Source organism: Martinezella rhizogenes (assembly GCF_000799715.1).
In the GTDB taxonomy this organism is placed as follows: Bacteria; Pseudomonadota; Alphaproteobacteria; order Rhizobiales; family Rhizobiaceae; genus Rhizobium; species Rhizobium rhizogenes_C.
The window spans coordinates 183,011-209,177 of sequence record NZ_JUHG01000018.1 but is presented as its reverse complement, the minus strand read 5'-3'; the positions used below and the strand labels follow the sequence as shown (position 1 = coordinate 209,177).

The window sequence follows — 26,167 nt, the reverse complement described above, 5'->3', positions numbered from 1 at the left end:
CGAGCAGGTCATCCGCCTTAGTCCCTCACGGCAATGACCGTCTGGCGCGGATATTCTCCGTAAAAACCGCGCCAGTTGGCGATGGCGAAGCCGAAGACGACAAGCGCGCCGGCCTGATGGGCGAGCGCCAGATGCAGCGGCACCTGCAACAGCAGCGTCGTAATACCCAGGACCGCCTGAATCAGCACCAGCACGAACAGCACAACCGAACGGCGGGCATGAGTGGTCTCCGCCGCGGCGCGCAGTGAAATGATCATGTTGATCGCGACGACGGCGAAGAGCGCATAGGCGCCGAGGCGATGGACATATTGCACCATCTTCGGGTTCTCAAAGAAATTGATCCACCCAGGCGACTGCACGAACAATCCGCCCGGCACTACCGCCCCATCCATCAGCGGCCAAGTATTGTAGGACATGCCCGCGTCGAGGCCGGCAACGAGCGCGCCGAGATAGATCTGGAACAGCGCCATGAAAGCGATGAGGCCGGCAAGTTTCGCCGAATAGCGCGTCGGCGCCGGCTCGTTCGAATGCGGCGACAGCGCTCGCATGAACCACATGCAGGCGGCGAAAATCAGACAGGCGGTGACAAGGTGGGTGGCGAGACGATACTGGCTGACGTCGGTACGCGCTTGCAGGCCTGATGATACCATCCACCAGCCGATCGCTCCCTGCAGCCCGCCGAGCAGGAAAATGCCGCCAAGCGGCAACCATAGCTTGCGCTCGACACGGCCGCTGAGCACGAAGAACAGCAAGGGTACGCCGAAGATGATGCCCATGGCGCGGGCAAGAAAGCGATGCGCCCACTCCCACCAGAAGATGCTCTTGAACTCGTCAACCGTCATATCCCTGTTCAACAGCTGAAACTGCGGGATGCGCTTGTAAAGGTCGAACTCCTCCTGCCATTCCTGTGCATTGAGCGGCGGGATGACGCCATGGATCGGCTGCCATTCTGTGATCGACAGGCCGGATTCGGTGAGCCGCGTTGCGCCACCCACCAGCACGAGGGCAAAAAGCGCCAGAAGCACGCAACCGAGCCAGATGCGGATAGCACGGCGATTGCGGTCCTGACGGGCCACTTCGTTCAAAACAGCCTGTTCCGACGTCAAATTAGCGACAGCCATGGTGTCTCCCTTCAATGCGCCTGTTGATTTGCCTGATGGGGGCGTGCAAAACAAGTCCTGGGAGTTTGCGGCATGCCGTCGCGGTATGCCGTCGTAAGAGGAGAAACCATTCCGTGCCCCTTCGCCTGCGCAAATTTGTCGGGATGATCCTGCTCGTCCTTTTGGTCGTGATCTATGCAATCGTGGCGATGATCGTGGCGGTGCGCACGCTGGCCGATCAACCCGGCTGGATGCATTTCCTCTATTTCTTCGTGAGCGGCATCATCTGGGTGCTGCCGGCGATGGGGATCATCAAGTGGATGGCCGGGCCGCGCCCGCGATAAATGCGTGGTCAAACGATCACGGATTAACGCGAGGATAACCGTGATGAGCGGGAAATCCTTCGCATGACGTCACCTTAAATCAAAAATAAGCCGCCTGAGCGAAGACTGTATCCGAATGCCGTCCGATTGGAGACATCAGGTGCAGAGGCAGAAATTCGATATCGCCGACATGCCCGCTACGAATGCGGTGCGCGGGAATATTGGGTCCGCTGCCGTGCCGTCGGCAGCTGGTCGCAGTATCGACATCAAGGTCTTCGACAACATGGCGCCGCTGGAGGCCGAGTGGCGAGCGTTGGAGCAAGACGCTCTCGCCTCGCTCCACCAGAGCTATGACTGGTGCGCGGCCTGGGTCGAAACCTCTGGGCATCGACTGGCAATCGTCCACGGCTCCTTCAATGGCCGCACCGCCTTTATCCTGCCGCTGGAGATCATTCGCTCCAAGGGCGTGCGCCGTGCCGAATTCATCGGCGCACGTCATAGCAACATCAATACTGGCCTATTTTCCGCAGAGTTTCAGGAAGCCGTGGGCAATGGCATGACGGCCTCGCTACAGGCGGAGATCGCGCTGATATTGCGGGGTAAGGCCGACTTGATGCTGCTGCGCAACGTGCCGCTCACCTGGCGCGGCCGCAAAAGCCCCCTCGCCTCGCTGCCATCAGTCGAAAATCAGAACCACGCCTTTCAACTGCCCTTCCTCGGCTCCTTTGAAACGACGCTGAAGCAGGTGAATGCAAAGCGGCGGCGCAAGAAATTCAAACATCAGAGCCGCATCCTCGATGACAAGGGCGGTTATGAGCATGTGATCGCAGGGCCTGATCAACAGGATGCGCTACTCGACCTGTTCTTTCGGCAGAAGGCGGTTCGCTTCAAGGAGGCGGGTCTGCCGGACGTGTTCCAGGATGCGCCGACCCAATCCGCGCTGCACCGGCTATTGGCGCATCGGGACGCGGGAGGAGTCGACATCACGCTCGAGATGCACGCGCTGCGATTGAAGGGCGAGCATGAGGGGCACATTCCGGCGATCGCCGCTCTCTCACGCAAGGGCGATCACGTGATCTGCCAGTTCGCCTCGATCGACGAGACGCTGGTTCCGGAGGCAAGCCCAGGAGAACTGCTGTTCTGGCTGATGATCGAGCGGCTGCATCGCGAGGGTGTTGCCCTCTTCGACTTCGGCATCGGTGATCAGGGCTACAAGCGCTCCTGGTGTCCGGTGGAGACCGTGCAGCACGACCTGATCCTGCCGGTCTCGGCGGTCGGTCATGTCGCGGCTTTCGTGCAAAGAAGCATCACCCGCGCCAAGGCAGCCATCAAGGCCAGTCCGTGGCTCTATGGGCTGATCCAGCGACAGCGCTCGCGGCAGGGCAGCAACGCCTCTTCGACGGAAGAAGCCGACAAGGATTGATCAGGCGGCGTGCTGGCGGGCGTCGGAGCCATGCTCAACGCGCCAGCCGGACATCAGGATGATGTGCTCGTAGCCAGCCTTCTGGAATTCCGTCATCGCTGCCATGAACTGGCTTTCGTCAGGCTCCGGCATGGAGAGCAGAATTTCCGTATCCTTGCTGCGCGTCAGTTTGGCGACGCCGGAGACATCTGCCGCGCCGCATTCGACCAGAACGATGTCATAGGCCGAACCGAGCGCATCGAGGATGAGCGACAGGCGATCCGCGCCGCGCATGGCGCGACCGACATCGCTGGTGCCCTGCGGCACGAGATGGGCGTCGGACAGGCGATCCGGATGAATAGTGTCGGCGAAGGCGGCCTCACCGCAGAGCAGGTCCGTCACCCCCGAAAGATCGTCGGATTCGGCCATCAGCCGTGATGGGCAGCCGGTTCCCGTCATATCGACCAGCACGATCCGGCATCCGGCATCGGCGATGGTGCGTGCCAGCATCACGGTCGCCGTGGAGCCATTGTCACCGGTCGGCGATATAGCAATGGCGAGGCGGGAGTCGTGGCCGATCAGATAGTCGGCGACCGACTGAATGGAGAAATCTTCCTCGTCTTCCGCGGCCGCTTGCGGCAAATGTCCAAGATCGACCGCCTCTTCCATATCCCGCGCCAATGCCTGATCGGCAGCGACGGAGAGCATGCTTGCCGGCACAGCACTCTGTTGTGCGTTGGCAGCGGTTAGCGGATGAGCAGCGCTTTCTTTCTGAACCAAAGCCTCGCGCTCCGCCGGGCCAACGGGTCGCAGGGCGCGGCCGCTGAAGAGCTCCATCAGCATGATGACGATGCAGGTCAGGAGAAAGGATGCGAGCGCGGCGACGACGACGATCGGTCCAACCTTCGGGAAATAGGGATCGACCGGCTCGACGGCCTGGGAGACGACGCGGGCATCCGCCGGGCTTGAATTCTTGTTGACGCGGGATGCGGCCTCGCGATAGCGGGCGAGATAGGTTTCCAGCAATTGCCGTTGCGCGGTCGCTTCCCGTACCAGAGCGTTGAGGCCGACTTCATCCTGCCCTGCCCGGGCGCTATCCGCTTTCAGCGTGTTCGATTGCCCCACGAGCTGCTGTTCACGCAACTGCGCGACCTTGGCTTCGCTCTCGATGCTGGCGAGAATCTTTTGGGTCTCGCGGTCGATCTGCTGGCGGATGTCGGTCAGCTGGGCGCGCAGGCTCTTCAGTCGGGGATGCCCCTCCATCAGGCTCGTGGACAGATCCGAAATCTGCGATTCCAGACCGGATTCCGTTGCCTTCAGCCGCTGGATGGTCTGCGAGCCCGAGACGTCGGTCAGCGCATCGGTGGATCGGCCGGAGGCGAGCGCACCGCGTACGGCCTGTGCGCGCGCTTCGGCATTGGCCCTTTCGCCGCGCACCTGTGCCAGCTGACCGGAAATATCGGCAAGCTGCTGGGTCGCGAACGTATTGGTGTCGCTGGTCTGAAGAAGACCGTTGGCGGAGCGGTAGTCGGCGACCTTCTTTTCGGCCTCGCTGACCTTCTCGCGCAGATTGGTGATCTCCGGCTCCAGCCAGCGCGTCGCCTCGCTATTGGAATCGAGCTTGGCGCCGCTCTGCATCGACAGATAGACCTGCGCCATCGCGTTCGGAACGCTGGCCGCCAGATCCGGATCGCGGGAAGTGAAGCTGACGCCGATCACGCGGGAACTGTTGATCTGATAGACCTGCAGCCGGTTGGTGAAGGCATCGAGCATCCGCTCTTCCGGCGCTTTGTCGAGCGAGCTCTTCTTCAGGTGCAGCATGACCAGAATGTCGGAAAAAGCCGAGCTTCTGGTCGCCGCGTCAAATTCCGGATGCTCGTAAAGCTTCAGATTGGTGATCACCTGCTTGACGAGATCGGCCGATTGCAGGATCTGCACCTGGCTGGCGATATTAAGCTCGTCCAGCAAGGGAGCCGCGCCCGCGTCGTTGTTCTGCGTCGTCGTCGCGAATGCCGGCGCGCGCTGCTCGATCAGGATGCGGGTTTCGCTGCGATATTCCGGAGAGACGACCTTGGCGATGGCGAAGGCCAGACATGCGCCGGCGAGCGTAATGACGATGACCCGCAGCCGTCGCTGCCATATGGCGCGAAAGAGCAGCGCCAGATCAATATCAACATCCTGCTGGCTGTTGTTGATGCCGGGCATATACAAGAACTCCATAATATAAAGCCAAGTTTAATCGTAAACGACTATAGTAACCCAAGCGTTAATAGTATTTTTCAGTATTACTTTCGCGACTACTAATAAATGACGCGGATTTTTCTTCGCTCTTTACCGACCGTTAACCCTAACGGATCGATAACGACGGCAGTGAATTTCCTCATCCGTGAGCGCGAAATGCCCTTCACAAAGCCAAAGATTGTCCTGGCATTCGGCATGGCTGCCGTGAGCGCCGCGCTCAGCGGCTGCAACACCTATCAGCCCGCGCCGAAGGCCTTCAGTGAAGCGACGATCCAGCCCTATATGCTGGATAGCGGCGATCGCCTGCGCGTGACCGTCTTCGATCAGGAAGGCCTGACCAACACCTATACGATCGACCAGGCCGGCTATATCGCCTTCCCGCTGATCGGCCAGGTCCCTGCCCGCGGCCGCACGCTGCAGCAGCTTTCCGGCCAGATCGCGCAGAAACTTCGCCAGGGCTATATCCGCGATCCCGATGTCACCATCGATATCGACCGCTACCGCTCGGTCTACATCATGGGCGAAGTCGGCCAGCCCGGCCAATATTCCTACGTGCCCGGCATGACGATCCAGAACGCCATCGCAGTCGCTGGCGGCTTCAGCAGCCGCGCCAACCAGGCCAATGCCGATGTGACCCGCAAGATCAACGGTCATGTCATGACCGGTCGTGTCGGCATCTCGGATCCGGTGCTGGCGGGCGATACGATCTATATCCGCGAACGGCTGTTCTGACCGTTCACGATGATGACAAAACCGCTCCGCATCCTCCATTGCTTCAGGTCACCGGTCGGCGGGGTCTTCCGCCATATCCGCGATCTGGCGGAGGAGCAGAGCAAGGCGGGACATCAGGTCGGTATTCTCTGCGACAGTCTTACCGGCGGGGCGCATGAGGACCGGCTGTTCGACGACGTCAGGCCCTTCCTCGCGCTCGGCGTGACGCGCCTGCCGATCCGGCGGCATATCAGCCTGTCCGATATGACGACGCTCTGGAAGAGCTACAAGACAATCAAAAGTTTGCGGCCGGATGTGCTGCATGGGCATGGCGCCAAGGGCGGCCTGCTTGCGCGCATCATCGGCTCAGTCCTGCGGGTGAAGAAGTATCGCGTAGCCCGCCTCTACACAGCGCATGGCGGCAGCCTGCATTTCTCGCGCACCTCGCCGCAGGGCATTCTGGTCCATAGCCTGGAGCGGCTGTTGGAATTCCTGACCGACGGGCTGATCTTCATCTGTGATTTCGAACGTCGAAGTTACGAGCGCAAGATCGGCAAGCCGCGCACGCGCACGGCCCTGATCTACAACGGCATCAGCGACAGTGACTTCAGGACCGTCCCCACACGATCGGACTCGGTCCATTTCGTCTATATCGGCATGCTGCGGGACCTCAAAGGTCCCGACCTGTTTGTAGAGGCCTTCGCCAAGACCGAACGGCGGATCGGCCGCCCCCTCTCCGCGCTGATGATCGGTGACGGGCCGGACAGGGACAAATACCGGACGATGATGATCGAGCGCGGCCTCGGCCAGCGCATTGGCCTGTTGCCCGCCATGCGCGTGCAGGACGCGTTTGCCCTGTCGCAGACTGTCGTCGTCCCCTCGCGCGCCGAAGCCATGCCCTATATTGTGCTCGAGGCGCTTGCGGCGGAGAAAGCCGTGATCGCGTCGCGCGTCGGCGGTATTCCGGAAGCGCTCGGAGAGAACAGCGCGGCGCTTGCGGTTCCCGATGATACAGACGATCTTTCGCGCGTGATGGCCGAGGCCCTCACCGAGCCCGATTGGGCTCGTCGCGTCATGCCCGATATCGGCACAATCCGCTCGGCTTTTTCAGCCTCGATCATGGCGAGGGATACTGTCAACCTATATTACAATATACTTGGACCAGACGCCGAACGTTAGAATACAAACAAGTGTTGTAAGCGTTTCTTAGCTCATACCTGCTAGGCGATATCCGGTAACGATCGGATGAATTGCCATGAACCCCATCGAGAAGTCCAAGCAATTTGATTTGGACCATATTCGCAAGCAGGTTTCGGAAATCCGCGCCCGTAGCGCCGAGGAAATGGGCGGCGATAAGCTGTCCGGCGACATCAACGCCTATGCCCGCCAGATCGCCGAGCAGTTTCGCGAAGGCAATCAGACGCCGGCGATCGTCATCGGCCAGTACCGGCTCTTCGAGTTCCTGTCGCTGCTCGCCGTCGGGCTTGCGGTTCTCCTCTTCCTGACAGCACCGGGCGATCATTCCTTCCTGGCAAAGGCAGCCGTAACCATCTCGCTCAGCGCGCTCGCCGTCATCTTTCTGCAGGTGGCCGACGCCTATCAAATCCCGGTGCTGCGCATGCCGCACCGTTTCCTGCCGCGTATCCTGCTGCCGTGGGTGATCGCATTCGCGGTGGTCGCCGTTGCTCTCCTCACCTTCGATGTCAATGGCATCCATTCTGTCCGCCTTCTTGCCACCTGGCTTGCCGCCGGCGCGGTTTTCCTTGTCGCCGCGCGCCTGATGTTCGCCTATGGCATTCGCCACTGGGCCCGCAACGGCATCATGGAGCGGCGCGCGGTCATCGTCGGCGGCGGCGAGCCGGCCAAGGAACTGATCCGCGCGCTCGAGCACCAGCCCGACAACGATATCCGCATCTGCGGCATCTTCGACGATCGCGGCGAGAAGCGCTCTCCGGTCATGATCGCAGGCTATCCGAAACTCGGCACCGTCCCCGAGCTGGTCGAATTCGCCCGGCTCACCCGGGTCGACATGTTGATCATCGCGCTGCCGATGAGCGCAGAAGACCGCATCCTGCAACTCTTGAAGATGCTCTGGGTACTGCCCGCCGATATCCGTCTGGCGGCGCATGCCAACAAGCTGCGCTTCCGCCCGCGCGCCTATTCGCATGTCGGCGCGGTGCCGATGCTCGACATCTTCAACAAGCCGATCCGTGACTGGGATGGTGTCGCCAAGCGCATTTTCGATGTTTTCTTCAGCGTCTTCGCGCTTCTCCTCCTCTGGCCGATCATGCTTGCCGCCGCTATCGCGGTGAAGACGACCTCGAAGGGGCCGATCTTCTTCATGCAGAAGCGTCACGGCTTCAACAACGAGATCATCAAGGTCCTCAAGTTCCGCTCGATGTACACGCATATGAGCGATCCGACGGCCCGCAACGCGGTCACCAAGAATGATCCTCGCGTCACACCGGTCGGCCGCTTCATCCGCAAGACCTCGGTCGACGAGCTGCCGCAGCTTTTCAATGTGCTGCTCGGCAACCTGTCGCTCGTCGGGCCGCGCCCGCATGCCGTGCTGGCGGCAAGCCACAACCGCACCTATTCCGACGTGGTCGAAGGCTATTTCGCCCGCCATCGCGTCAAGCCCGGCGTCACCGGCTGGGCGCAGATCAACGGCTGGCGCGGCGAGATCGACAGCGACGACAAGATCAAGTTCCGCACGGCCTATGACCTCTATTACATCGAGAACTGGTCGCTGTTCTTCGATCTAAAGATCCTGTTCCTGACGCCCTTCCGTCTTCTGAACACGGAAAACGCCTATTGACCGCGATCGACCTCCCATACCAGCGCGTCGAGCGGCCGCAGCTTGCCACGTTCCGGCTGATCGGCACGGCTTGCGTCGCCTTCGGGGTGTTCCTGTCGGGCTTCGTCATCGCCGAACCCGCGCCCTATGAACTGTGGCTCGCCTTTCTCATCGGCGTCTGGTTTCTTCTTGGGCTGAAAATCTCGCGCAGCACCGCACCGCTTCTGGCTCTTTTCCTTGCCTTCAATGTCGGTGGCATGCTGTCGCTGACGCAGATGCGCGATCTCGGCGCCAGCGACCATCTCGACGGGCCGGTCTATATCGCGGTCTCCACCTTCCTGGCGCTGAGCGCCGTCTTCTACGCCGCCATCATCGAGGACAGCGAAAAACGGCTGAAGCTGATCTTCAACACCTGGGTCGTGGCCGCGCTGATCACGGCAAGCCTCGGCATCCTCGGCTATTTCCACGCCGTTCCGGGCTTCGGGATTTTCACTCGCTACGACCGTGCCATGGGCGCCTTCCAGGACCCGAATGTCTTCGGTCCCTACCTGGTGACACCGACCATCTTCCTCATGCACGGCATCTTGATCGGCGATCTCAAGAAGGCGCCGATCAAGGCGCTCTGCCTCATCGTTCTGGCTTTCGGCATCTTTCTCTCCTTCTCGCGTGCCGCCTGGGCACTGTTCGGCTTCGCCTCGGTGATGCTGATCTTCTGCATGCTGCTGAAGCACCGCAGCAATGCCTTTCGGCTGCGCATCCTCGTGATGTCGCTGACGGCGATCGTTCTCATGGTCGCCGTGCTGATCGTCGCGCTGCAATTCCACCAGGTCAGCGACCTGTTCTCGACCCGCACGCAGCTCGTACAGGATTACGACGGCGGCCATCTCGGTCGCTTCGAGCGGCATCGCCTCGGCTTCATGATGTCGATGGAACGGCCGCTCGGCATCGGGCCGCTGGTGTTCTCCACCCTCTTTCGCGAGGACGAACACAATATCTGGCTGAAATCGCTGACCACCTATGGCTGGCTCGGCTTCTTCTGCTGGGTCAGCATGATCTGCTGGACCATCTATATCGGCTTTCGCAACCTTTTGAAGGAGCGGCCCTGGCAGCCCTATCTGATGATCGCCTGGATCGTCATTCTCGGCCATGTCGGCATCGGCAACGTCATCGACACCGACCATTGGCGCCATCTCTACATGCTGATCGGTATCGTCTGGGGCTGCGGGGCACTGGAGCAACATCATCAGCTTGGCCTGTCTCGAAGGGAAGCGACACCATGAACATCAATGTCGCCGTCAAACGCCTGTCGTTGCTGCAAGTCCTCGAACCGAGCGGCGGCGGCTCCGGGCGGCATTTCCTCGACCTTTGCCGCGCCATGCAGCACCGGGGTCATTCGGTGACGGCGGTCTATTCGCCGCTGCGCGCCGAAGCCGCCTTCGTCGCGGAGCTGGAGGGCATGGGTCTCGATAGCGTCATTCCGCTCGCCATGCGGCGCGCGCCGGGCCCTTGGGATCTTGCCGCATGGTGGAACATTCGCCGGGTTGTTGCACGGCACGGACCGTTCCATCTGATCCATGGTCACAGCTCCAAGGCGGGCGCGCTGACGCGCCTGCGGCTTCCAGGCCCGCATGTCCCGGTCATCTACACGCCGCATGCCTTCCGCACCATGGACCCGACGCTGGGTTCCAAGGGCCGGACGATCTATGGCGGAATCGAGCGGCTGCTCGGCAGCCGGCTGTCCGACCGCCTGATCTGCGTGTCCCGCGATGAATATGACCACGCGCGATCGCTGGGCATTCCGGAGGCCCGCCTGCGCATCGTCGTCAATGGCGTCAGCGCGCCGCCATCAGGACAACGCGCCGCCATCCGGGCGCGCTATGGCATACCGCAGGACGCCCTGCTCTTCGGTTTCGTCGGCCGACTGACACGGCAGAAGGCACCGGAGCGACTTGTCGAGGCCTTTGCCCGTATCGCCAGGGACTTGCCGCGAGCGCATCTGCTGATGATCGGGGTCGGCGAACTGGCTGACAAGGTCCAGTGCATGATCAGGGCCGCCGGCCTTGAAGATCGCGCCCATCTCGATGATGCAATCCCCGGCGCCGCCGCCATCGACGCCTTCGACGTCGTCGTCATGCCCAGCCGTTACGAGGCGATGTCCTATGTCATGCTGGAGGCTGCGGCCGGCGGCAAGCCGCTGCTTCTGACCGATGTCGGCGGCGCGCGCACGGTGATCGAGCCCGGCCGCAACGGCTATATCGTCGCCAACAGCGACAATCCCTCGGAACTGGCGATGGCGATGCGGCGCTTTGCCGACCCGAAATTGCTTGGAAACTTCACCGTCGAGGCCCGGCAGCGCAAGGATGGCTATACGCTCGCCGGCATGGCCGACGCGACGGAGGAAATCTATTTCGAACTGCTCGGCTATCGCGCGCCTGCGCCACTGCGGAGACAGGAAAAACTCCTGCTGCGCAGCGCCTCCTGAAGGATGCGCGAAAAACGCTATCGCATTTAAGTCTGCAGGTGAATTCCATCCGAAATCAGTTCCGATTTTCGGGATTTTGCGCTAAATTTCAACCATGATCACTTCAGCGCAACTCCGTGGCGCACGCGCCATGCTCGGACTGACACCAGAGGCGCTTGCCGCCGAAAGCAAGCTTCCCCTGGCGACGATTAAAACGCTGGAAACGGATGTCAGTTCAGCGGACGCCAAATCGCTTGTCGCGCTACGCTTGGCCCTTGAAGCTCGTGGCGTCCTGTTCCTCGCCAACGGCAGCGACGGAAACGGCGGCGCCGGTATCCGCTTCAAGCATTGGGCGGAAAACGGCGGCACCCGGCCGGAAAACCTGAATGCCACCAACGACGACTAGCCTTACGCTAGCTTCCAGCTTTGAACGAGTTGCTCCGGCGCGGAGATAGCTGCCGACAGGATGAAGCGCTCGGTATCGTTGGCCGGCTCCCTGCCCGCGACCGTGGACCGGACCGGCAGGCCATGACCGAAATCATTCAAGGTTACCAGTGACACCACCACGTCGCCGTGGTCGCCACGCCATTCGCGGCGCTCGCCGCCGTCGAACAGGCGCAACCGGCCCTTTGTCTGCGGACGCTCATGCACCGCCAGCCACTGCGCCACCGACGCTTCGGCATTGGCGTATGAGACGGTGCCGTCGTCAGATCCATGCCAGATGGAGACCGAGGGAAAGCGCGCGGCATCCGGCGAGACTTCGCGGACGAGCTCCGCCCATTTTTCGGCGGGACGCGCGGAGCCCCTTCTCATGACATCCAGCGCCGACATGGCATCGCGAGCGGCACCAAAGGGCAGGCCGCCGATAATGGCGCCGGCGGCGAACAGTTCCGGATAAGTGGCAAGCAGCGCCGACGCCATCGCGCCACCGGCCGAGAGGCCCATGACGAAAATCCTCTTGTCGTCGATCTTGTGCAGCCGACAGCTGAAATCGATCATCTCGCGAATCGAACCCAGTTCGCCACGATCGCGCGTTACCGAACTCGGGCGGAACCAGTTGAAACAGAGATTGGGATTGTTGAAGGGCTTCTGCTCGGCATAAAGCACGGCGAAGCCATGCTTGCGCGCCAAGGCCGTCCAACCGCTGGCGCGGTCGAAATCCTCGGCATTCTGTTGACAGCCGTGCAGAACGACGACGAGCGGCATCGGGCCTTCGACGCCCGGCGGCACATATTCCAGCATGCGCAGATCGCCCGGATTACGCCCGAACCACAAGACCTCCGTCAGGCTCTGCGGCACGAGCTGCGTCGATACACGCTGGCGCGTCGGTTGCGACTGCGGTCTCGTTACTGGGAACTTGAGCTGTGGCAACTCGACGGAATCGACGAGCAAACGGCGGAGCCGGCTCGGAACCTTGAAATTCATCCTAGACCTTTCAAATTATCCGCGCCCGCCATTGTTGATTTTGTTTGGCGGGCGTCGACCGCACTTCGTCCCCTAGGGGTCGGCATCGAGCAATTCGACTCTATTTGTGCGATGCAGCAAATATAGGGCGATAAACGGGATTCGAATAGGCACAATGCATCATTGCTGCTATGTGAAATCAGCTTAAATCGATTAAATCACCGGCGGCGAAAACGCCGAAAATGTCAGAGATAGGCTCGCGCAAGCGCGATAAGCTTCGCGTCGTCCTTCACGCCCTGGCGATAGAGCTGGATGATCAGCGCGCCGAGGCGTTCGGCTTCCGGGCCGCGATGATCGATCCCACGATCCTTGCAAACAGCATCCAGCACCTTCTCCAAACGATCCAGATCGTCCGAAAACAGGGGTAAATCCTGGGGATGGATGGAGGTTTCCAACATACGCGCCGCCTCGTCCGCCGGGCAGAAGCACGCCAACACACTCGCCGGAGCCCGCTTTATAACCGGCGATATCGAAAATAACTATGCGCCCTGCCCGGGGGCTTGGCAAGGAAGGCATTGCAATTTGTCAGATGCCCGGCACCAACAATCGAAAAGCCAACGGATCGGTAAGAAATCGCGGCGATAATCCCCCCGCAATTGAGGGATGACACCATGGCAAAAGCGAAACGACGCACGCGGCGCAAGCCACAGTCCAAAGCGGGCAATTCGATGTGGCTATGGGGCACGGTGGGCCTCGCCGCAGTGGCCGGCATTTTCGCCTATGAACACCGGCGAGAAATGCCGGCGCTGCTGGCCAATGCTGGCGCCACTGGCGCCCGGCATGTATCGCAGGTGACAGAGGCGGCGGTACAGGCAGCGCCGACACCGGCTGCAAGACCGAAGGTCAAGACGGCGGTCGTCGTCCCCGAGCGTCCGGATACGACAATGCCTGTTCCGCCCAATGCCATCCCCGTCTCCTTGCCGACGGAGCGCGCGGCTCCGGTTCTCGCCTCTGCCCCTGCCCGCGAGAGTGGCGGCCGATTCGGACTGTGCGGCGGCACGACGGGCGCCAACTGCGTCGTCGACGGTAATACCTTCTGGCAGAACGGGGTCAAAATCCGCCTGGCGGACATCGATGTGCCGGATGCCGATCCATCGCGCTGCGGCGGCGAACGGCAAAAAGGCGCCGCGGCAAAACTGCGGCTACAGACCCTGCTCAACGACGGCACGTTCGCACTCTCCGGCAGTGCCCGCGGCGAAGATCAACATGGCGGCAAATTCCGCATCGCCATGCGCGCCGGCCGCTCCATCGGCGATCAACTGGTAGCCGAAGGCCTGGCCCGCCGCTGGACGGGACAAACCGCATCCTGGTGCGGCTAAATCAGTGAGAATTTGATTGGGAGTTCAAGGAGATAAATGGTCGGGGCGACAGGATTTGAACCTGCGACCCCTTGACCCCCAGTCAAGTGCGCTACCGGGCTGCGCTACGCCCCGACCTGCCTAAAAAGGCCTGATTGCATTAGTCCGTCAGCCATGGCAGCGCAAGGGGTAAAATCGCAGCTCGGTGGAAAAATGGCGGCCTGGGCGAGAAAAATCCTCGCTCTTTCGCTCACCTGCATTCCCGGCGCGGCCCGTGGCTTGGCTGATATGTGTTGTCCGAAGGTCGGTAGGATTGGTAGCGGCTGGCGCAGGCCCGCCCACGACTGTCGTAATAGCCTTGCATGTGCTGCCTGTAGAACAGCGTGCCGGTCACGAAGGACTTGAACAGCACGCCGCTATCTGAGTCATCGTCATAATAACCGTCGAAACCGTGACGTTTGTGGCCGCCGCGCCAATGGTTGTGGCTGTGCCGGTGGCCATGTCCGTGAACCTGAATGATGTCGGACTGCTGCTGCGGCACAGAGAGCGCGGGCATGGTGATGGCGCTGGCGGGCATGACCGCACTTGCGGCCAGCAATAGGCCGAAACCAGCAATAGCCATCGACCTGGTGATCGTTCGCATGTGAAGCTCCTTCGAATTCCAACGACGGCGGATCAAAGCACATCTGCGTGAGAAACCTTGCCGCCGACCACTCCGGCATTATCTTTATATAGTGAGTTCGAGACGCGCTCACAGATGCCTTCCCGTCTTTCTTCCCGACGGATTTCTTTGAATAAGAAGTAATTGGAAAGTTACGCGATGAAGCCCCTGATTGCTCTTCTGCTATGCGCGCCGCTGCTCGCCGCATGCACGACGACCGAACAATCCCTGCAGCCAATTCCCGGCAGCATCACCTATCGCGGACAGCCGGAAATGAAACTGACGCAATCGCCTCCGGGCACGCGCCTGCCGCATCATTTCACCAATCAATGGGGTGAAGACGTCTACGAAACCTATATCATCCAGCCTGACCACAGCTTGAAGCTTGTCAGCCGCCAGGTGATGACCCGGCCGCTATAGGCTGGAGTAAACTTGCCAACAAAAAACTCCGCCGGTGCAGCATCGGCGGAGTTTCTGTATTCTGTCGTGTCCGGCTTACCAGCAGCGATAGCAGCGACGGTAATAAGGACGGCCGTAATAGCCGCGATGATGATTGTCGCTGACCGCGGCGCCGACGAGGACACCGCCGATGACGCCGGCGGCAATACCTGCCGCGGCCTGATTTTCGGCCTGCTGCGCCTGAGAGCGATTGGCCTGATAGGTGGCGCCGACACAGCGGCTGTAGCGCTGCGTGCCCGGGCGCAAGCCCTGTGATTGGCAGGTCATTTCAGCACTGGTTGCAGATTGCTCCGGCGTCTGGCAGCTTGTCAAAATAGTCGAAATGGCGAAAAGACCGAGCGCCATGGTAGCTCGTATGCGCATATTCCCCTCCGGCAATTTAAAGTGTTGTTCCTGAAAACGGAAATACAGCCAAAGGTAAGCAAAGGCAAGCCTTCCATTACCAATTAGTTAATAAGAAGGCACCAAGGGTCCGGTCACCCCCAACGACCAGAGCGCTTCAATGCGTCACGGAAGCACTCTGGGTTATTTTTCTACGCAGTTCCGCACGGAAACCACTCCCCACTTTTCCTGCGATTGCTCTAAGCGCCGTTGAGCCCCAGCGCCTCCGAAGTGAGTCTAAAAACAAAGGGCCCGGCACAACGACCGGACCCCTTTTCTACTCTCGAAGCTCGGCTGGATCTGATCCGATCAGAAATTCCGCTCGAAACGCAGAATGCCGGCAACGGTGTCATCATTGATGAAGTCATAGTGCATGTAGGTCAGTTCCGGCTCGATGAGCAGGTCCTTGACCGGTTTGAATTTGAGGTTGGTGGTCGCCTCGAAGATCTTCGAGTCGGTATAGGCAAGCTGCAGGTTCCACTTCAGCTTGTCGTTGACCGGCACGCCCACGCCGCCCCAGACGGCCCAATCGCCCCATCCGCACTTCGCCCCATGGACGACACCGTCGGAGGTCGTGCAGGCCGATTCATCCTGATAGGAGCCGGCATACTGGTTGAGTTTTTTGCCATCCGTGTTCCAGCCGCCCATCAGGAAAGCTTCCACGCCGCCGAACTTGGCGTCGACGCGGGCCTTGATCGCGCCCTCCTCGACGATGGAGTCATAACCGCCGACGACCTTGACGCCGAGCGTGTCGGTCGTATAACCCAGACCGGCAACGACGTTGGGCGCGTATTGATCGGCCTTCGAGGTAACCCAGGCACCGCCATAGCTATCGGAATCCGATCCTGAGTTGCTGTCTTCCAGTGAGATGACGGCGGAGAAGCCGGCGCCGGTATCATATTTGTAGGTCAGCTGGTTGAGTTCGTACGGGCCATCATAGATCGCATCGTCATTGATGACGTCGCCAGCATAGCCGGCATAGAGATTATACTGCGAGTCGAGCTTGCCGACGGTGAATCCGGCCAGGCTGATGTTCGCAAACAGCAGCTTATCGGCTGTGGCGCCTCCGTCGTTCCACTCCCAGCGCAGGATCATGTTGGTCTTCAGGGGGCCATATTCCGTGTCCGTCGCCGTATCGACATTGAGTTCGACGCGCTCATGCCAGAGCGTGCCGACCTTGTTCGTCGGATTATAGGCGTCGTACCACTCACCTTCGGTACGGACCTTGCCACCGATCTTCAGGCAGGTCTCCGTGCCTGGTATGAAGAAGTAACCGGTGCCATAGGCATCGCAGATGCGGACATATTCCAGCGGCTCCGGTTCGGCCGCGACGATGGCATCGGCCGCATGGGCGCCGCTCACCGTTGCCAGCGCGGCAGCGGAGCCGAGAAGAAGGCTCTTGATGTTCATAGTGTCTCCATTCGAATATCCATCAGGGGATGGAGTTTCACGGTAGACAATTTCATACCGCCCCATAGCCCGACTTGACATCTCCCCCTAACGGGAACGAAGCAGCAACGCTTCTTCCACAAAGCTGAACCCAGCGCTGCGAGCTTGCAAGTTAATAAGCATAGCAACCTAATTGTCACATTCGCATAGATCGTCTTACGTGACAAAAATATCACTCCCGTTGATCCCATCATCACGATACGCGCGCGGATGGGGCATTTCAAGGATGGTGATCGCCGGCCGGGGGAGCACCATAGCTGTATTGAAAGACGACGATAAATAAATACAATTGCCCGCCGGGATCAGGAGGTGGTCGCGATCAAACGCGATTCAAGCAGTTATGATTCGGAGGGAATGCCCATGCTTTTCAAAATCTTAAGTGTATTCTTGCTCACAGTCGGCACGGCCACGGCGGCAATGGCCGCCTCCAGCGGCCGCAGTGGCGGCGATCGCGGCGGTTGGGGCGATAGCCCCGGCGCCGAAAACAGCGGCAACTATCGCAGCACCATCATCGAAAGAAGCGACGCGGGCAATACGGACGAAAAAGATCCGAATGCCTGCTGGACGCTGCCACGCTCCGCCGACGGCAAATCGATCGTCGCGCCGAGCCAGGCGAATCCCATCGTTCCGCGCAAATGCAATTAATCAGACAGTTTTGAAGCTGATGGCTTCGCTTAGCGCACCTGGTCGAGTAACCGTTTGCATTCCAGCAGATCGTAGAGTGTCTCCTGGAGCAGCGCCCGATCTTCCTTGCCGACGCTCGACTTGCCGAGGGAAACATCCGGCGCATCGTCTTCGCCGCTCACGAAGTTGAAGAAGCGGCGACTGATCGGCGCCTTGGCGCGGCCGACGATCTGATCCTCATCGGGATGGCCGGATCCGACACGCGGCTCGGCCGGAGCCGATTCCTGCGCGGCGGCGGCAAGCGCCTCGACGCTGGCGAGGTCGCCATGGCCAACGGCGATGACGAATTTATTGCCGTTGGTTTTGAGGAGCTTCTGGACACCCTTGATCGTATAGCCGTGATCATAGAGCAGATGGCGGATGCCGTTCAGCAGGTCGACGTCCTCGGGCCGGTAGTAGCGCCGGCCCCCGCCTCGCTTCATCGGCTTGATCTGCGGAAAACGGGTTTCCCAGAAGCGCAGGACATGCTGCGGCAGATCAAGGTCTTCCGCGACTTCGCTGATCGTGCGAAATGCATCCGGGCTCTTGTCCATCGTCATACTCCCACAGCATGTTTCCGAAGCCATCAGGCCGGATTATGCGAAACCGGATATCGGTACCGCGGCTCATCGCGATACGACTCACCATATTTCAACGGTTTGCCGGGAGAAATTCAAGTCATCTCTTCGGCTGTTTTACAAGCAAGCCGGAAAATAACCGAGAAAGGTCTGGAAAACAGCACGACGTGCGACGCGGGGACACGCCGACATCCGTTTCGAAGGGATCAGGAAGCAGGATTTACCGGCCGCGCCTTCGCCTTGCGGCTGGCATGGGCCTTCAAGATACGCGTCTTCAGGACGTTGGACGCCTTGAAGGTCATGACGCGACGCGGAGAGATGGGCACCTCTTCGCCGGTCTTTGGATTCCGGCCAATACGCTCGTTCTTGTCGCGCACCTGAAACGTCGCGAAGGACGAGAGTTTTACAGTTTCGCCACGCACGATGGCGTTACAAATCTCATCGATCACCGTCTCGACGAGCTCCGCCGACTCGGTTCGGGAGAGACCGACTTTCCGGAATACCGACTCCGCCAAGTCTGCGCGCGTCACTGTCTTGCCCGTCATGGTTCCCCGCCCAAATTGCTGCGTAATATTATCCAAGCCGCGAGAGTATTGCCCTTGCACCAAACGGTCAAGCTCTTGTTCGGAATCGGGTTTTAGAGACTTGCCCTACCAGCGCAGCAGGACCGCGCCCCAGGTAAAACCGCCGCCCATGGCCTCCAGCATCACCAGATCACCGCGCTTGATTCGGCCGTCACCGGCGGCAACGGCGAGCGCCAACGGGATCGATGCCGCAGACGTATTGCCGTGCAGATCCACCGTCACCACAACCTTTTCGGGAGCAATTCCGAGCTTCTTGGCCGAGCCGTCGATGATGCGGCGATTGGCCTGGTGCGGCACCAGCCAGTCGAGATCGTCGGCCGTCACCTCGGCTGCCTTGAACGTCGCTTCGATGACATCGGTAATCATGCCGACGGCGTGCTTGAATACCTCGCGGCCGGCCATGTGCAGCACGCCGACCGTGCCCGTCGAGGACGGACCGCCGTCGACATAGAGCTTGTCCTTGTGCGCGCCATCGGAGCGCAGGCTTGACGTCAGCACGCCGCGATCGGTATTGGCGCCGGTCCCCTCGCCCGCTTCAAGGATCAGAGCGCCCGCGCCGTCGCCAAAGAGAACGCAGGTCGTGCGGTCCGTCCAGTCGAGAATGCGGGAGAATGTTTCGGCGCCGATGACGAGTACGCGCTTGGCAACGCCGCCGCGAATATAGGCATCGGCGGTGGTCACGGCATAGACGAAGCCCGAGCAGACGGCCTGGACATCGAAGGCGAAGCCATGATGCATGCCGAGCCGGTTCTGGATGTTCACCGCCGTGGCGGGAAAGGTATTATCCGGCGTGGAGGTGGCGACGATGATCATGTCGAGATCGTCAGCCGTCAACCCGGCACTGATGAGTGCTGCCCGTGCCGCCTGCTCACCGAGCGAGGCCGTGGTTTCGCCTTCACCGGCGATGTAGCGCTGACGAATACCGGTGCGCTGGACGATCCAGTCATCGCTGGTGTCTACGACTTGCTCCATATCGCGATTGGTCATGACGCGCTTAGGCAGCGCCGACCCATATCCGCGAACAACTGAACGAATCATTCCTATTATACCCCGTCACTCATGCCGCTTCAGGTCCGATCGGCGGCTGCCGCCTGGCATGATATCTTTTCAGATCATTTTCGATTTTTTGTGTCAGGCCATTCTTGGCCATATCGTAGCCGACATCGATGGCCGCCGCGAAGGCTTCGGCATTGGCGCTGCCATGGCTCTTGATGACGATGCCGTTGAGGCCGAGGAAGACGCCGCCATTGACCTTGCTGGGATCGAGTTTCTCGCGCAGCAGGTCGAATGCACCCTTGGCGAAGAGATAGCCGATACGGGCGAGCAGCGTGCGTGTCATCGCCGCGCGCAGATAAGCGCCGATCTGCTTTGCCGTGCCCTCGGCGGCCTTCAGCGCGATATTGCCGGAAAAGCCTTCCGTCACCACCACGTCGACCGTGCCCTTGCCGATATCGTCGCCTTCGACGAAGCCGGAATATTCGAGCGATTCAAGGTTGGCTTCGCGGATCAGGCGACCGGCTTCCTTGACGTCTTCCTGGCCCTTGATTTCCTCAACGCCGACATTCAGGAGACCGATGGTCGGGCGTTCGATCTCGAAGAGGGCGCGGGCCATCGCCCCACCCATCAGTGCGAAATCGAGCAATTGCTGCGAATCGGCACCAATCGTAGCGCCGACGTCGAGCACGATGCTTTCACCCCTGAGCGTCGGCCAGATTGCTGCGATCGCCGGGCGTTCGATGTTGGCCATGGTGCGCAGGCAGAACTTCGCCATCGCCATCAGCGCGCCGGTGTTCCCCGCGGAAACGACGACATCAGCTTCGCTCAGCTTCACCGCCTCGATCGAGCGCCACATGCTGGAAACGTAGCGGCCGCGGCGCAATGCCTGGCTCGGCTTCTCATCCATGCTGATAGCGACATCGCACTCGTGGAAAACGGATTTGTCGCGGAGCTTCGGATATTTTCCCAGGATCGCTTCGCAACGATCCTTCATGCCGTACATGATGAAGGTAATATCGGGATGCCTCTCCAGCGCCTTGGCCGCGCCAGGAATAACAACCTCTGGGCCGAAATCGCCACCCATCAGGTCAAGAGAAATTCTGATCACGCGTCCCTAGTCCTTCTTGTCCGCCGGGTCTGGCGAAATTGGCGTCAAAATACCGGTTTCTCCCCGCGTTACAACTGAATTGTGTTCAATTGCCAGGGGTGCCTATTCCTTTTTCCAGTCTTTTAGGACAGCGAATGGCGAGGGTTTCTTGTCATCTTCGCCTGTGTCTTCGATGTGGTCTTCAAACGCGATACCGGGCTTGCGCGGGTAAGGATCGATGCCAAGCGCGGCAAATTCCGCAACGGCTGCACCGGCATCGATCGTATCGCCGATGAAGGTTTCCGGAAGATCCGCACCATCCGGATCAAGCACCATTTCCCCGGCATCCACGGACGGCATCCGCGCCAACTTCGACCCCTCGGGGACGAAGATTTGCTCGAATTCCTCGTTGATTTCCGATTCGACCGGCTCGAGCGTGACCACGCAGGCCTGAACGATCTTGGCGCGCACATTGCCCTTGAGGCGAACCCCATCGCGCTTCCATCGGGCGATCTTCAGATCCGCCTCGAGTTTCGGCACGGAGAGCACATTCCAAAGCTTGGCAAGACCGGCAAGCTCCCGATTGTCGGCTTTGAGACGAACCTCCACTGGATTGGCGGAGATATGGCCGACTTTTACCGGATAGGAAAAGGGCGTTTCGTCGGAGTTCGGTTTTCTCATTTTCTTGTCTCCTAAGCTACGTCTCTGCCGATCCCGCGTGGCTGCGGGAGGGTTGCCGAACCGGTGGCGATTTCGGCTTCCGCCACATCCGCCAGATGCGCCTCGGCCGTCATCATCCAGTCCGCCAGGCCAAGCATGGAGGGAGCTCCCTCACTTGCCTTGGGATGGATGTTGCGCTGAAGCGCCGCGGCCAGCGCGTCACGATCATTGCCGTCCATGGCGGCCGCATAGCTTTCGAGTCGCCCGTAAAACATGCCCGCCAGTTTCTTCATCCGCTTCGGCACGCTGTTGTCGCCTATACCAAGTTCGCGGATGGAATAATCGATATCCTCGAAAAAGGCATCGATAATTTCCTGCGCAAGCTCCTGGCCGCTGGTCGCGGACGAGCGCGTCCGACGAAAAAACAGGATCATCACCGCCGACAGCAGTTCGAAACGCCCCATGACCGTGTCCGGCACATCATAGTCGGTATAGAAAACCGGCTGGCGCGCCATCGAGGTCAGAACGTCATATTGTCTGACGACGATGATCTGATTGTGATTTCTTTTGCGGAACAGCCCAAAAATCATGAAAATTCCCGGAATTGACCATTCGGAGCGCCGTGTCGCGCTTGGCCTTGTTGCATCCACTTAAAAGCTGGTTTACCGAAGCAGGCGCGAATTGCAATGCCGTTTGTGCCCGCTTCAAGGCCCCGCCCCGACCCGTCGTCACGCTGTGCATGATTGGTGATGAAGAGTGCCGGACAACATCGCTGATGCCCTCCCAATCGCGGAAAGGCCACAATGATGTGCACAGCAAGATCTTATTGGCCGTTCGGCCATCGGTTTGATTCATTAGGGGAGATGAGATGTCGTTGACGAAACGGTATTTCAAGTCTGAGAGAACTTTCATCAGCAGTGCCGCCATCGCCCTGGTGATCGGGACCGCGGGGCTTACGAGTTGCAAGACCAGCGAGGTCATGAACAACGGCTACATCTTCGATCAGCAGTCGCTCAATCTCGTGCCCATCGGCTCGAGCCGCGAGCAAGTGCTGCTTTCGCTCGGTACGCCATCGACGACGGCGACCTTCGACGGCGAAGTCTTCTATTACATATCCCAGAAGCGCACCCGCGCCGCGGCCTTCATGAAGCCGAAGCTGGTCGACCAGAACATTCTGGCGATCTACTTCGACAAGGATGGCATCGTGAAGCAGGAAGCCAACTACACGCTGAAGGACGGCAGGGTCTTCGACATGATCAGCCGTACGACACCGACCGGCGGCCGCGACATCACCTTCCTGCAACAGATCCTGCAGGGCGGCGGCAACGGCGTCAACGGTGCGAGGAACTTCCTCAACAACCTCAATCCGGGTCAATAAGCCGGATAGATCGCATCAAAAAACCCGCGAGGCGCGAGCCCTGCGGGTTTTTCATTGGTTCCGCTTTCGCCCCTATCCAGCGAGAACGGCAAGCAGCAGCAGCGCGACGATATTGGTGATCTTGATCGCCGGATTGACCGCCGGACCAGCCGTATCCTTATAGGGATCGCCGACGGTATCGCCGGTCACGGATGCCTTATGTGCCTCCGAGCCCTTCATATGGCGCGTACCGTCCTTGTCGACAAAGCCGTCTTCGAAGCTCTTCTTGGCATTGTCCCAGGCACCGCCGCCCGACGTCATGGAAATGGCGACGAACAGACCGTTGATGATGACCCCCAGCAACGAAGCGCCGAGTGCCGCGAAGGCCGAGGCCTTGGAGCCGGAGATCAGCAGCACGCCGAAATAGACGACGAGCGGCGCCAGCACCGGCAACAGCGACGGGATGATCATCTCGCGAATGGCCGCCTTGGTCAGAATGTCGACGGCGCGGCCGTAATCGGGACGCTCCGTGCCCAGCATGATGCCCGGCTTTTCACGAAACTGCTTGCGCACCTCCTCGACGATCGCGCCCGCCGCGCGGCCGACGGCCGTCATGGCGATGCCGCCGAAGAGGTAGGGGATGAGCCCTCCGAACAGCAGTCCCGCGACAACATAGGGGTTGGAGAGATCGAAGGAGATCGTCCCTACATCGGCGAAATAGGGAAACTGATCGCCATGGGCCGCGAAATATTTCAAGTCGTTCGAATAAGCGGCGAATAGCACCAGCGCGCCGAGACCGGCCGAGCCGATGGCGTAACCTTTCGTCACCGCCTTGGTAGTGTTGCCGACGGCGTCCAGCGCATCGGTCGACTTGCGCACTTCCGGCGGCAGATGCGACATCTCCGCAATGCCGCCGGCATTGTCGGTGACCGGGCCGAAAGCATCGAGTGCCACAATCATGCCGGCAAGGCCGAGCATGGCGGTGACGGCGATGCCCGTGCCGAACAGGCCGCCGAGCTGATAGGTCGCGAGAATGCCGCCGACGATGACGATTGCCGGCAGCGCCGTCGATTCGAGCGAGACGGCCAGGCCCTGGATGACGTTGGTGCCGTGACCGGTGACGGATGCCTGGGCGATGGAGTTGACCGGCCGCTTGTTGGTGCTGGTGTAGTATTCGGTGATCACGACGATCAGCGCCGTGACGATCAGCCCGACGATGCCGCAAAGGAACAGGTTCGTTCCGGTAATATCGAAACCTGCGACAGCACCGATCGAACCCCAGCCGATGGTCAGCGATGTGGCCACACCAAGACCGATGATCGATAGCAGGCCGGTGGCGATCAGGCCCTTGTAGAGAGCACCCATGATCGAGCCATTGGCGCCGAGCTTGACGAAGAAGGTGCCGATGATCGAGGTGATGATGCAGGTGCCGCAGATCGCCAGGGGGTAGACCATGGCGGAAGCAAGGACCGGCGTGCCGGCGAAGAAGATCGAGGCGAGAACCATGGTCGCGACGACGGAGACTGCATAGGTTTCGAAGAGGTCGGCAGCCATGCCGGCGCAATCGCCAACGTTATCGCCAACGTTATCGGCAATGGTCGCGGGATTGCGCGGATCGTCCTCGGGAATGCCCGCTTCCACCTTGCCGACGAGGTCGCCGCCGACGTCCGCACCCTTGGTGAAGATACCGCCGCCGAGACGGGCGAAGATCGAAATCAGCGAAGCGCCGAACCCGAGCGACACCAGCGCATCGACGACAGCGCGCGAGCCCGGCTCATGGCCGAGAATGCCGGTCAGCACGTAGAAATAGATGGAAACACCCAGCAGCGCGAGGCCGGCGACCAGCATGCCGGTCACGGCGCCCGACTTGAAGGCGATATCGAGACCAGCCGACAGGCTGTGCGACGAGGCCTGCGCGGTGCGAACATTGGCCCGCACGGAGACATGCATACCGATGAAACCGGCAGCGCCCGACAAAACAGCACCAATCAGGAAACCGAAAGCGGCTTCGGCGGAAAGCAAAAGCCAGGCCGCGATGAAGACGATGACGCCGACAACGGCGATAGTCCTATATTGACGCGCCAGATAGGCTTGCGCGCCTTCTCGAATATAACCCGCAATCTCCTGCATGCGTGCATTGCCCTGGTCGGCGGCGAGCACCGACCGGGTTGTCCAGATGGCATAGACCACCGAGAGCAATCCGCACGCGATAACACCAAAAAGAATCGACATTTCGCTTTTTCCCTCCAAAAAAGCCGGCGGTTCACTCCTCCTCCGGCCGCCTGCGACAACGGTGACCTCCCTCCTCCAAGGCGGTCGACAGATGTGCATAGCGGAGATTGCGTTTGGGAAAACGTCGCGTCAAGACCGCCCGCGGGTAAAACACCCGATGGCGGTTCAAAAGAACATTCGTAGCTGAAATCAGGCGCGAACGAAGCAAACGAAAGTAGACGGCGCCATCAACGGCGCCGACATCGCTGCTTATTTCTTGGCTTCGCCGCGAACTTGCTTGGCGATTCGATCAAGCACGGCGTTGACGAGCTTAGGCTCATCATCATCAAAGAAGGCGTGGGCGATCTCGACATATTCGGTAACGATGACCGCGACCGGGACATCCTTGCGGTCGAGAATCTCGAAGGTGCCGGCGCGCAGGATGGCGCGCACGGTGCTGTCGAGACGCGACAGCGCCCAGTCGTCCTGAAGCGCGGAACCGATCAGCGGATCGAGACGGGTCTGCTCGCGCACGACGCCCGAGACGATGGAGCGAAACCAGGACGCGTCGGCCTTCAGATAGGTGTCGCCATCCAGCTCCTGCCCGAGACGATGCGCCTCGTATTCGGCCACCACCTCCAGCACACCGGTTCCGCCGACATCCATCTGATAAAGCGCCTGAACGGCGGCAAGGCGGGCTGCCCCCCGCTGGTTCGCGGTCTTTGCCGGTCGCTCGTTATCCTGATTGCTCATGAACTTATGCACCCAACTTTTGTTTCAGCGCGATCATCGTCAGCGCTGCGCGAGCGGCAAAGCCGCCCTTATCCTTGTCCGAACGGCGCGCACGCGCCCATGCCTGGTCATCGTTCTCGACAGTCAGGATGCCGTTGCCAATCGCCAGGGATTCGCTGACGGCCAGATCCATCAGCGCACGCGAGGATTCGTTGGAGACGATATCGAAATGATAGGTCTCGCCGCGAATGACCATGCCGAGGGCGACATAGCCCTGATATTCCGTGCCGCCATTGTCGGCGCCGTCGAGCGCCATGGCGATGGCAGCCGGAATTTCCAGCGCGCCGGGCACGGTGACGATGTCATAGGTCGCTCCGGCTTCTTCAAGCGCGGTCTTGGCGCCATCGAGAAGGGCGTCAGCCATATCGTCGTAGAAGCGGGCTTCCACGATCAGGATGTGGGCATTGGTAGAGCTGGACATACGTCACCTGCGGAATGAGAGGGCGGGCAGCACCGATAACGGCGGGTCAAACCACGGCGGGCCGCGCTTGG

General features: G+C 60.4%; 28 protein-coding genes and 1 tRNA gene. 12 read left to right on the top strand and 17 right to left on the bottom strand.

Features of this window, described 5'->3' with window-relative positions; translation table 11 throughout:
* Positions 1–17: 17 nt before the first annotated feature.
* A complete protein-coding gene (locus EX00_RS27230) occupies positions 18–1,121 on the bottom strand; it encodes a COX15/CtaA family protein (RefSeq protein WP_047464918.1) in 1,104 nt (367 codons plus the stop codon).
* A 113-nt stretch (positions 1,122–1,234) separates the two neighbouring features.
* Here EX00_RS27230 and EX00_RS27225 point away from each other — a divergent pair, with 113 nt between their 5' ends.
* Together EX00_RS27225 and EX00_RS27220 are read left to right on the top strand one after the other, a co-directional pair.
* Positions 1,235–1,444, top strand: a complete 210-nt coding sequence (locus EX00_RS27225; RefSeq protein WP_047464915.1) for a DUF2842 domain-containing protein — start codon at positions 1,235–1,237, stop codon at positions 1,442–1,444.
* Between the two features lie 139 nt (positions 1,445–1,583).
* On the top strand, positions 1,584–2,846 hold the full coding sequence (locus EX00_RS27220; RefSeq protein WP_047464913.1) for a GNAT family N-acetyltransferase: 1,263 nt from the start codon (positions 1,584–1,586) through the stop codon (positions 2,844–2,846).
* Here EX00_RS27220 and EX00_RS27215 read toward each other — a convergent pair whose 3' ends face one another.
* Positions 2,847–5,030, bottom strand: a complete 2,184-nt coding sequence (locus EX00_RS27215) for a GumC family protein (protein WP_047464911.1) — start codon at positions 5,028–5,030, stop codon at positions 2,847–2,849. It lies immediately after the preceding gene.
* Between the two features lie 192 nt (positions 5,031–5,222).
* Between EX00_RS27215 and EX00_RS27210 the strand changes: the two genes are divergently transcribed.
* From EX00_RS27210 to EX00_RS27185, 6 genes are all read left to right on the top strand, one after another.
* On the top strand, positions 5,223–5,798 hold the full coding sequence (locus tag EX00_RS27210; protein ID WP_047465192.1) for a polysaccharide biosynthesis/export family protein: 576 nt from the start codon (positions 5,223–5,225) through the stop codon (positions 5,796–5,798).
* A gap of 12 nt (positions 5,799–5,810) precedes the next feature.
* Positions 5,811–6,956, top strand: a complete 1,146-nt coding sequence (locus EX00_RS27205) for a glycosyltransferase family 4 protein (protein ID WP_047465191.1) — start codon at positions 5,811–5,813, stop codon at positions 6,954–6,956.
* 76 nt (positions 6,957–7,032) lie between these two features.
* On the top strand, positions 7,033–8,595 hold the full coding sequence (locus EX00_RS27200) for an undecaprenyl-phosphate glucose phosphotransferase (RefSeq protein ID WP_047464909.1): 1,563 nt from the start codon (positions 7,033–7,035) through the stop codon (positions 8,593–8,595).
* Positions 8,592–9,854, top strand: a complete 1,263-nt coding sequence (locus EX00_RS27195) for an O-antigen ligase family protein (RefSeq protein WP_047464907.1) — start codon at positions 8,592–8,594, stop codon at positions 9,852–9,854. The genes EX00_RS27200 and EX00_RS27195 overlap by 4 nt, the downstream gene beginning before the upstream one ends.
* Positions 9,851–11,056: a glycosyltransferase family 4 protein gene (locus EX00_RS27190; protein ID WP_047464905.1), complete on the top strand. Its 1,206-nt coding sequence runs from the start codon at positions 9,851–9,853 to the stop codon at positions 11,054–11,056. Before EX00_RS27195 ends, EX00_RS27190 begins: the two co-directional genes overlap by 4 nt.
* A gap of 94 nt (positions 11,057–11,150) precedes the next feature.
* Positions 11,151–11,441, top strand: coding sequence for a helix-turn-helix domain-containing protein (locus EX00_RS27185; protein WP_047464903.1), 291 nt, complete (start codon positions 11,151–11,153; stop codon positions 11,439–11,441).
* A 2-nt stretch (positions 11,442–11,443) separates the two neighbouring features.
* Here EX00_RS27185 and EX00_RS27180 read toward each other — a convergent pair whose 3' ends face one another.
* Together EX00_RS27180 and EX00_RS27175 are read right to left on the bottom strand one after the other, a co-directional pair.
* On the bottom strand, positions 11,444–12,460 hold the full coding sequence (locus tag EX00_RS27180) for an extracellular catalytic domain type 1 short-chain-length polyhydroxyalkanoate depolymerase (protein ID WP_047464901.1): 1,017 nt from the start codon (positions 12,458–12,460) through the stop codon (positions 11,444–11,446).
* A gap of 224 nt (positions 12,461–12,684) precedes the next feature.
* Positions 12,685–12,897 carry a hypothetical protein gene (locus tag EX00_RS27175; protein WP_047464898.1) on the bottom strand — a complete coding sequence of 71 codons (213 nt, stop codon included), beginning with the start codon at positions 12,895–12,897 and terminating at the stop codon, positions 12,685–12,687.
* 213 nt (positions 12,898–13,110) lie between these two features.
* Between EX00_RS27175 and EX00_RS27170 the strand changes: the two genes are divergently transcribed.
* Positions 13,111–13,818 carry a thermonuclease family protein gene (locus EX00_RS27170; protein WP_047464896.1) on the top strand — a complete coding sequence of 236 codons (708 nt, stop codon included), beginning with the start codon at positions 13,111–13,113 and terminating at the stop codon, positions 13,816–13,818.
* 37 nt (positions 13,819–13,855) lie between these two features.
* On the opposite strand, the gene EX00_RS27165 is transcribed toward EX00_RS27170, so the two are convergent.
* A tRNA-Pro gene (locus EX00_RS27165) sits at positions 13,856–13,932 on the bottom strand.
* Positions 13,933–14,047: 115 nt separating this feature from the next.
* Entirely contained in the window at positions 14,048–14,440 is a 393-nt protein-coding gene (locus tag EX00_RS27160) for a BA14K family protein (RefSeq protein ID WP_047464894.1), read from the bottom strand.
* Between the two features lie 177 nt (positions 14,441–14,617).
* Between EX00_RS27160 and EX00_RS27155 the strand changes: the two genes are divergently transcribed.
* The gene (locus EX00_RS27155; protein ID WP_007692766.1) at positions 14,618–14,878 is read left to right on the top strand and encodes a hypothetical protein; all 261 of its coding nucleotides are present in this window, start codon (positions 14,618–14,620) and stop codon (positions 14,876–14,878) included.
* Between the two features lie 75 nt (positions 14,879–14,953).
* On the opposite strand, the gene EX00_RS27150 is transcribed toward EX00_RS27155, so the two are convergent.
* Together EX00_RS27150 and EX00_RS27145 are read right to left on the bottom strand one after the other, a co-directional pair.
* Positions 14,954–15,280 (bottom strand): hypothetical protein, encoded by a 327-nt coding sequence (locus tag EX00_RS27150; RefSeq protein ID WP_007692768.1) that lies wholly within the window; start codon positions 15,278–15,280, stop codon positions 14,954–14,956.
* A 327-nt stretch (positions 15,281–15,607) separates the two neighbouring features.
* On the bottom strand, positions 15,608–16,708 hold the full coding sequence (locus EX00_RS27145) for a porin (RefSeq protein WP_047464891.1): 1,101 nt from the start codon (positions 16,706–16,708) through the stop codon (positions 15,608–15,610).
* 399 nt (positions 16,709–17,107) lie between these two features.
* Between EX00_RS27145 and EX00_RS27140 the strand changes: the two genes are divergently transcribed.
* Positions 17,108–17,392 carry a hypothetical protein gene (locus EX00_RS27140; RefSeq protein WP_047464889.1) on the top strand — a complete coding sequence of 95 codons (285 nt, stop codon included), beginning with the start codon at positions 17,108–17,110 and terminating at the stop codon, positions 17,390–17,392.
* 29 nt (positions 17,393–17,421) lie between these two features.
* Here the strand turns inward: EX00_RS27140 and EX00_RS27135 are convergent, their stop codons facing one another.
* The 6 genes from EX00_RS27135 to EX00_RS27110 all read right to left on the bottom strand — a co-directional run bounded on the left by EX00_RS27135 (position 17,422) and on the right by EX00_RS27110 (position 21,905).
* Positions 17,422–17,970, bottom strand: coding sequence for a MerR family transcriptional regulator (locus tag EX00_RS27135; protein ID WP_047464887.1), 549 nt, complete (start codon positions 17,968–17,970; stop codon positions 17,422–17,424).
* A 224-nt stretch (positions 17,971–18,194) separates the two neighbouring features.
* Positions 18,195–18,533, bottom strand: coding sequence for an integration host factor subunit alpha (locus EX00_RS27130; RefSeq protein WP_047464885.1), 339 nt, complete (start codon positions 18,531–18,533; stop codon positions 18,195–18,197).
* A 105-nt stretch (positions 18,534–18,638) separates the two neighbouring features.
* Positions 18,639–19,610, bottom strand: coding sequence for a beta-ketoacyl-ACP synthase III (locus tag EX00_RS27125; protein WP_047464882.1), 972 nt, complete (start codon positions 19,608–19,610; stop codon positions 18,639–18,641).
* Between the two features lie 19 nt (positions 19,611–19,629).
* On the bottom strand, positions 19,630–20,676 hold the full coding sequence (plsX, locus tag EX00_RS27120) for a phosphate acyltransferase PlsX (RefSeq protein ID WP_047464878.1): 1,047 nt from the start codon (positions 20,674–20,676) through the stop codon (positions 19,630–19,632).
* A gap of 102 nt (positions 20,677–20,778) precedes the next feature.
* Positions 20,779–21,336 carry a YceD family protein gene (locus EX00_RS27115; RefSeq protein WP_047464876.1) on the bottom strand — a complete coding sequence of 186 codons (558 nt, stop codon included), beginning with the start codon at positions 21,334–21,336 and terminating at the stop codon, positions 20,779–20,781.
* An 11-nt stretch (positions 21,337–21,347) separates the two neighbouring features.
* Complete coding sequence (locus tag EX00_RS27110) at positions 21,348–21,905, bottom strand: ubiquinol-cytochrome C chaperone family protein (protein ID WP_047464874.1); 558 nt, start codon at positions 21,903–21,905, stop codon at positions 21,348–21,350.
* 278 nt (positions 21,906–22,183) lie between these two features.
* Here EX00_RS27110 and EX00_RS27105 point away from each other — a divergent pair, with 278 nt between their 5' ends.
* On the top strand, positions 22,184–22,693 hold the full coding sequence (locus EX00_RS27105) for an outer membrane protein assembly factor BamE (protein WP_047464872.1): 510 nt from the start codon (positions 22,184–22,186) through the stop codon (positions 22,691–22,693).
* Positions 22,694–22,765: 72 nt separating this feature from the next.
* Here the strand turns inward: EX00_RS27105 and EX00_RS27100 are convergent, their stop codons facing one another.
* The 3 genes from EX00_RS27100 to ribH all read right to left on the bottom strand — a co-directional run bounded on the left by EX00_RS27100 (position 22,766) and on the right by ribH (position 26,096).
* Positions 22,766–24,904, bottom strand: a complete 2,139-nt coding sequence (locus tag EX00_RS27100; protein WP_047464869.1) for a sodium-translocating pyrophosphatase — start codon at positions 24,902–24,904, stop codon at positions 22,766–22,768.
* A gap of 249 nt (positions 24,905–25,153) precedes the next feature.
* The gene (nusB, locus tag EX00_RS27095) at positions 25,154–25,636 is read right to left on the bottom strand and encodes a transcription antitermination factor NusB (protein WP_047464865.1); all 483 of its coding nucleotides are present in this window, start codon (positions 25,634–25,636) and stop codon (positions 25,154–25,156) included.
* 4 nt (positions 25,637–25,640) lie between these two features.
* The gene (ribH, locus tag EX00_RS27090) at positions 25,641–26,096 is read right to left on the bottom strand and encodes a 6,7-dimethyl-8-ribityllumazine synthase (protein WP_047464863.1); all 456 of its coding nucleotides are present in this window, start codon (positions 26,094–26,096) and stop codon (positions 25,641–25,643) included.
* Positions 26,097–26,167: the final 71 nt, after the last annotated feature.